Source organism: Streptomyces sp. UNOC14_S4, from assembly GCF_020740835.1.
Taxonomy (GTDB): Bacteria; Actinomycetota; Actinomycetes; order Streptomycetales; family Streptomycetaceae; genus Streptomyces.
The window spans coordinates 1-5577 of record NZ_JAINFC010000492.1; the positions used below are offsets into that span (position 1 = coordinate 1).

Below are 5577 nucleotides of genomic sequence, written 5' to 3' on the forward strand. Positions count from 1 at the left end.
GATTCGGGCCGCCGCCCACCCTCGAACCGCTCCCAGGGGCGGAACCCGGGGCGGAGCACGCCGAGCGCGGCGCGTACGAGCGCGGCGCGCGGGTCCGGCGCGACATCCTCGGCGACGGTGACCCGGACCGCTCGGAGGGCAACGGCGGCTTCGGCGCCGACTACGAGGAATTCGTGACCCGGTACGCCTGGGGCGGCCCGTGGGAGCGGCCCGGCCTCGACCGGCGGACCCGGTTCCTCATCACGCTGACCGCCCTCACCGCGGGCGGCCACCTCGACGAGTTGGCCCTGCACACCCGCGCCGCGCTGCGCGGCGGTGTCACGCCCGGCGACATCGAGGAAACGCTCCTGCACGCCGCCGTCCACTGCGGGGTGCCCGCCGCGAACGCCGCTTTCGCGGTCGCGCGCCGCGTCGTCGCGGAGGAGGCTTCCCAGGCGTAGCCCCGCGGCACCGCGGCCCCGCGTAGCAGTATGGGGATCATGAAGCTGACGAAGAAGAGCCACGCGTGCGTCCGCCTGGAGAAGGACGGCCGCACGCTCGTCATCGACCCGGGCGCCTTCAGCGAGGAGGACGCGGCCGTCGGCGCGGACGCGATCCTCGTCACGCACGAGCACCCGGACCACTTCCACGAGGACCGGCTGCGGGCCGCCCTGGACGCCGACCCGGCCGCCGAGCTGTGGACGCTGCGCAGTGTGGCCGAGCAGGTGTCCGCGGCCTTCCCCGGCCGGGTGCACACCGTCGGCGAGGGCGACACCTTCACCGCGGCGGGCTTCGACGTGCAGGTGCACGGGCAGCTGCACGCGGTGATCCACCCGGACATCGCGAGGATCACCAACGTGGGGTACCTGGTGGACGGTTCCGTCTTCCACCCCGGTGACGCGCTGACCGTCCCGGAGGTCCCCGTCGACACGCTGTTCGTGCCGGTCATGGCCCCCTGGAACAAGGTGTCCGAGGTCATCGACTACCTCCGGGAGGTCCGGCCGCGGCGGGCGATCGACGTCCACGACGCGCTCCTCACCGACCTGGCCCGGCCGGTCTACGACCGGATGCTCGGACCCGACGGGCCCGGGGTGGGCACGGCGCACTCCCGGCTCGCGCCCGGGGAGAGCCTGATGCTGTGAGGCCGTCCGAAGCCGTCGCGCCCGGCCGTCGCGCCCGGTTGTCACACCCGGCCGTTAGGGTTGGCCCATGCGCATCGCCACCTGGAACGTGAACTCGATCGGCGCCCGTCTCCCCAGGCTGCTGGCCTGGCTGGAGAGCACCGGCACGGACGTGCTGTGCATACAGGAGACGAAGTGCGCGGCGGACGCCTTCCCGTTCGACGAGCTCCGCGAGCTCGGCTACGAGGCGGCGGTCAACGCCACCGGCCGGTGGAACGGTGTGGCCCTGCTCTCCCGCGTCGGCCTGGAGGATGTCGTCACCGGCCTGCCGGGCGGCCCGGACTACGAGGGGGAGCAGGAGCCCCGTGCCGTCTCCGCGACCTGCGGCGGCGTCCGCCTCTGGTCGGTCTACGTGCCCAACGGCCGCGAGGTGGAGCACGACCACTACGCGTACAAGCTCCGCTGGCTGGAGACGCTGCGCGACGTGGTCACCGCCGACGCCGAGGGGGAGCGCCCCTTCGCCGTGCTCGGTGACTTCAACATCGCGCCGACCGACGAGGACGTCTTCGACCCGGCGGTCTTCGAGGGCGCCACGCACGTCACGCCCGCCGAGCGTGCCGCCCTCGCCGCCCTGCGGGACATCGGCCTGTCCGACGTCGTGCCCCGCCCGCTGAAGTACGACCGCCCCTACACCTACTGGGACTACCGCCAGCTCTGCTTCCCCAAGAACAAGGGCATGCGCATCGACCTCGTCTACGGCAACGCCCCCTTCGCCGCGGCGGCGAAGGACGCCTACGTGGACCGCGAGGAGCGCAAGGGCAAGGGCGCCTCGGACCACGCCCCGGTCGTCGTCGACCTGGACGTCTGAGCACGCCCTCGCCGCCCTGGCGTGTCCTTCTGTGGTGCGTCCTTCCGCCGTCAGATCAGCGTGCGCAGGTCGATCGAGTCGGCGAAGGCCCGCATCCCCGCGTCGTTCGGGTGCAGGTGGTCCCCGCCGTCGAGGGCGGGCAGCATGCGCTCCGGGTGCCGCGGGTCACGGATGGCGGCGTCGAGGTCGAGCACCGCGTCGTACGTGCCGCCACCGCCCGCGCGGATGTCCCGGTTGATGGCGACGCGCTCCGCGTCGGCCTGCGGCGTGCAGTCGTGGAAGCCGCCGCAGGGCGCGATCGTCGCGGCGGCGAAGCGCAGGCCGCGCTCGTGCGCCCGCGCGGCCATGGCCCGCAGTACCGGGATCACCTGCTGTGCCGTCGTGCCCGCGCGGATGTCGTTGACCCCCTCGAAGACGATGACCGTCCGGGCCGACGTCTGTGCCAGCACGTCCCGCTCGAAGCGGTGCCCCGCGCTGACCCCGCTGAGGACGGTGCTCGTGTTGTCGCCCGGGTAGCGGTCGGTCACCACGCGGTTCCCGGAGATCCCCTCGTTGAGCACTCCGAGGCGCGGCAGCGCGTGCTGGGCGCGCAGCCGCCGTCCCAGCAGGTCGGGCCAGCGCCCGTTGGCCCCGGGCGTCGACCGCTCGCCGTCGGTGATCGAATCGCCCAGCGCGACCACGGAGCCCGCGCCGTCGGACACGTCCACACCGGTCAGCAGCGGCCAGGAGTCGAGCGGCACGCCGAACGCCCCCGCCCCGCCGTCGCCCGTGCGGTCACCGGCGCCGTCGGCCGTCATGTACGACACCTGGTTGGTGTAGCTGTGCACCGGCAGCGCCCGGACCGTGCCCGGCAGGTGGAGGCTCACCAGCAGGTCGGCGTCCTCCGGCACCCGGAACCCCAGGGGGTCGCTGAACTGCTGAGCACCCGCCGGGATGTCCGCGCCCGCCCGGCCGCCGAAGGTCAGCTCCCGGGGCTTCCCGGCCGCCGCCGCGCCGTGCCCCCGGAGCGCGATGGTGGCGTGCCCGATCCGGACCGGGCGCGGTGCGAACGTGTTCTCCAGCCGGATCCTCGTCCGCGGCCCGCCCGCGCTGCCGTGCACGACCAGCCGCAGTGTCCGGTCCGTCCACGGCCCGACGGCGGCGTACCCCGAAGGTGAGGCCGCCCAACTGCCGGTCCACCCGTTCGTGGGACCCTGCACCGCCAGCGAGAAGACGTGCAGCGTCCGGTCCTCGTCCGGGGACTCCGGCAGCACCACCGAGTCGATCTCCCGGCCGCGCAGCAGCGGGACCGTCACCGCGTACAGCCGCGTCGTCTCCGCGCGCGGCCCGGCCGGGGTCATGACGTGGGGGAGCCCGACGGCCTTCGTGGTGAGCGGGCCGCGCCGCCAGTCGGGTGCCGTCAGCCGGTACGCGCTCCGGGAGCCGTCGCGGTAACGGACCGTTCCCACCCCTGTGATGTCCCCGCCGGGCCCGCCCGCCGTGGTGCCCGCCACCAGGAAGGTGAGCGCCCCGCCACGTCCGCCCAGCCGGACGGCCTGGCCGGCGGCTCGTACGTTGTCCGGCCTGCCCTCGGCCGCAGGGGGCCGGCGCAGGGGCGAACGGTCGATCAGCAGGGTGCGGCCCGGCGTCCAGCCCGCGGCCGCGAGGTCCTGTGCGGGGAGCGCGTTGCCCTCGCCGTCGAAGTCCGCCTGGCCGGGCAGGGCCGCATCGCCGATCGCCGTGTTGTCGAAGAGCCGCTCCAGGGGGAGCGGCTCTCTGTCGCGTCGCGCGGGGTCGGCGAGTACCGGGCCCGCCGTCGAGGCGACGGCGCAGAGCGCGCCCGCCACGACGGCCCCGGCCGCTGTCCACCGTCTGCGCCGTCGTCCCCGTGCGAGCTGCGATGTCCGGAGCATGCGTGTCATGCCTCCCAGTTCCCCACTGTCGAATGTGGCGGGATGAAGTTAGGGAGACACCTGGGCAACGTCAAGGAAGCCATCCGGCCACGTCGGGGGCCGCGCGCCTGTGGTGGGGCCCTCCGCGCGAGTGCGATCCTTGCCGGTATGAACATTCCCTTCCTGGACAGTTGGCGCAAGCGACACGCCTCGGCGCACGGCGTGGCCCTGGCGGACGCGGTCGACAAGGAGCCGGAGGGCCTCGCCGAGCTGCTGTCGGAGTGCGAACTGCTGCGCGCGCACGCGCAGTCGGCCGGGGTGGAGCTCGACGACTCGCCGACGTCCCTGGAAGCGCTGGACCAGCTCCAGCCGCGCTGGCGCGAGGACCCGGAACTGCTCCCGTGGCTCGGCAACGACGCGGGCCTGTACCTCGGCACGGTCGTGGTGCGCACGGTCGAGGGAGCGGGCTGGTGGATCCGCTCCGACGGCCAGCCGGTGCTCCGGCTGGGCAACGGGCGGGAGATCGACGTGGTCGAGGCGGGGCAGGGGTGGGCGGCGGACGGGGCGCCGGAGCTTTCTCAGTTGTATGCGGAGCTTGCGGAGAGCTGAGACCGTCCACGGGTGCAGGTCCGGTGGGTCGGTTGCGCCCACCGGGGTGCGTCTTGCGCTGCGCGCGCGGCTGCGGGTGCGTTTGTGGCTGGTCGCGCAGTTCCCCGCGCCCCTGATGGGGCGTGGCCCTCGGACGTTTGCCTGCGGGCTGGTCGCGCCCACGCGGCGGAGCCGCACTATGTCACAGCCCCGCGCCCCTGGTGGGGCGGGGTGCTCGGGGTCAGCTCACGAAGGGGATGTCGTACTCCAGGCGCCAGCGGTCGGCGCGGACCACGATGTCGGAGGTTTCCACCGCGCGGCCGTCGCCGTCGAAGTGGGTGCGCTCGATGACGGTGACGCACTGGCCCGCCGCGCAGCCGAGTGCCTCGGCCTCCGGGGTCGTCGCGGGGCGCGAGCCCACCAGCTCCTGGGCCCGGACGACCCTGATGCCGATGGCCGCGAGTCTGCCGCGCACCCCGCGCCGGGCGTAGGGGCCGCGCTCGGGCAGCACCACGTCGGTGCCCTCGGTGATGGCGAGCGGCTCCCAGCTCGTGGCGAGCTGCACGGGGTGGCGGTTGGCCAGGTACTCGTACTGGGTGCACAGCACCCGGTCGCCCGCGCCGATCCGCAGCCGCTCGGCGACCCGCTCGGGGGCGGCCGTCTCGCTCGACTGGGCCTCCCAGGTCAGTGCGGTGTCCTTGGCCGTCATCCGGGCGGCGAACGGGGAGTCGACCGCGCCGGTCGAGCGCAGCAGGCTGCCCAGCGGCGCGCGGTCGGTGACGAACACGCCCCGGCCGAACTGGCCTTCCGCGTATCCGGCGGCCTTCAGGACGCGTACCGCGCGGTCCACGGTCTGGTCGCTGGCGGCGTATGTGCGCTTGAGCTCGGACCGCGAGGGGATGCGGTCGCCCACGGCGAGTGCGCCCTCGTCGATACGGCGGCGCAGATCGTCCGCGATGCGCTGGTAGACGGGCCTGCTGTCGCCCACCGTCGGCTCCTTCCCCCGGGGTTGCCCCTCCGTCTTCCCTCAGGCTAGGTACCCAGGCCGGTCTGCGTACCTAGGCCGCGACGATGGGTAACCCGGCGGCGTGCGTTGCCCCCCAGGGCTCCGCCCCGGACCCCGCCAGGGGCTGCGCCCCTGGACCCGCGG

6 protein-coding genes are annotated in these 5577 nt (G+C 74.2%); 4 read left to right on the forward strand and 2 right to left on the reverse strand.

Going from position 1 to position 5577, the window contains the following annotated elements; all coding sequences use genetic code 11:
- The 3 genes from K6I34_RS30340 to K6I34_RS30350 all read left to right on the forward strand — a co-directional run.
- A partial coding sequence (locus K6I34_RS30340) for a carboxymuconolactone decarboxylase family protein (RefSeq protein WP_229330822.1) occupies positions 1 to 440 on the forward strand: 440 nt, incomplete at its 5' end.
- Positions 441 to 479: 39 nt separating this feature from the next.
- Positions 480 to 1121 carry an MBL fold metallo-hydrolase gene (locus tag K6I34_RS30345; protein ID WP_229330823.1) on the forward strand — a complete coding sequence of 214 codons (642 nt, stop codon included), beginning with the start codon at positions 480 to 482 and terminating at the stop codon, positions 1119 to 1121.
- A 67-nt stretch (positions 1122 to 1188) separates the two neighbouring features.
- Positions 1189 to 1968 (forward strand): exodeoxyribonuclease III, encoded by a 780-nt coding sequence (locus tag K6I34_RS30350; protein WP_229330825.1) that lies wholly within the window; start codon positions 1189 to 1191, stop codon positions 1966 to 1968.
- Between the two features lie 50 nt (positions 1969 to 2018).
- Here the strand turns inward: K6I34_RS30350 and K6I34_RS30355 are convergent, their stop codons facing one another.
- Positions 2019 to 3860 (reverse strand): SGNH/GDSL hydrolase family protein, encoded by a 1842-nt coding sequence (locus tag K6I34_RS30355; RefSeq protein ID WP_229330831.1) that lies wholly within the window; start codon positions 3858 to 3860, stop codon positions 2019 to 2021.
- 147 nt (positions 3861 to 4007) lie between these two features.
- Between K6I34_RS30355 and K6I34_RS30360 the strand changes: the two genes are divergently transcribed.
- Complete coding sequence (locus K6I34_RS30360; RefSeq protein ID WP_229330828.1) at positions 4008 to 4448, forward strand: DUF6278 family protein; 441 nt, start codon at positions 4008 to 4010, stop codon at positions 4446 to 4448.
- 220 nt (positions 4449 to 4668) lie between these two features.
- Here the strand turns inward: K6I34_RS30360 and K6I34_RS38720 are convergent, their stop codons facing one another.
- On the reverse strand, positions 4669 to 5415 hold the full coding sequence (locus tag K6I34_RS38720) for a GntR family transcriptional regulator (RefSeq protein WP_229330829.1): 747 nt from the start codon (positions 5413 to 5415) through the stop codon (positions 4669 to 4671).
- Between the last annotated feature and the right edge of the window lie 162 nt (positions 5416 to 5577).

Bases quoted from the DNA above. Each gene is read 5' to 3' on its own strand.
- K6I34_RS30345 (WP_229330823.1), top strand. From the start codon at position 480: ATGAAGCTGACGAAGAAGAGCCACGCGTGCGTCCGCCTGGAGAAGGAC.
- K6I34_RS30350 (WP_229330825.1), top strand. From the start codon at position 1,189: ATGCGCATCGCCACCTGGAACGTGAACTCGATCGGCGCCCGTCTCCCC.
- K6I34_RS30355 (WP_229330831.1), bottom strand. From the start codon at position 3,860: ATGCTCCGGACATCGCAGCTCGCACGGGGACGACGGCGCAGACGGTGG.
- K6I34_RS30360 (WP_229330828.1), top strand. From the start codon at position 4,008: ATGAACATTCCCTTCCTGGACAGTTGGCGCAAGCGACACGCCTCGGCG.